Annotated in this window: 1 protein-coding gene; it reads right to left on the minus strand. The window is 70.1% G+C overall.

What is annotated here, in order from left to right; translation table 11 throughout:
- Positions 1 to 536: poly(R)-hydroxyalkanoic acid synthase subunit PhaE (locus AAFM92_16955; protein ID MEL7302045.1), on the minus strand; the 536-nt coding region annotated here is incomplete at both ends.

Genomic DNA, 536 nt, shown 5'->3' on the forward strand with positions numbered 1-536 from the left:
GTCCTGCGCCTTCTTGCCGAGCGCCTGCGTGAAGCGCTCGACCGACTTCGTGAAGAGGCCGCCCATGAGCGTCTGGTAGCGCGCCTGCTCGCGGAGGTAGCCCTGGTAGGCCGCAATCGCCTGCGCGATCTCCTCGTTGAACTCGCGCGTGAGGCCGAGGCCGGGGCTGTTGAGGACGCGCCCGAACGAGCGGTCGAACGTGCCGACCATCTGCTCGAAGAGCGCCGCGACGGGCACCTCGCCCGCTTCGATGCCTTCCGCCTGTGCCCAGTCGGGGAGGTTGTCGAAGGGCATCGTCATCGCCGCCCACGGCGTGCCCGGCGCGGCGGCCTGCATCTCGCCGAAGAAGCGCTGCGCGACCGTCTGAAGGTCGTTCGCAGCCTCCATCGCGGTGGCCGTCACCGTCTCGATCTGCGCGCGGACCGACTCGTTGAAGCGCGTCGCGGCCTCGGTCGGGTCGGTGCCAGCGGTCAGGCTCTTCGCCATCGTCTGCCACGCCTGCGCGAAGCCGGTCGCGACGCCCGCTATCGTCTTGG

It is taken from the genome of Pseudomonadota bacterium (genome assembly GCA_038533575.1).
Lineage (GTDB): Bacteria > Pseudomonadota > Alphaproteobacteria > Rhodobacterales > Rhodobacteraceae > Shimia_B.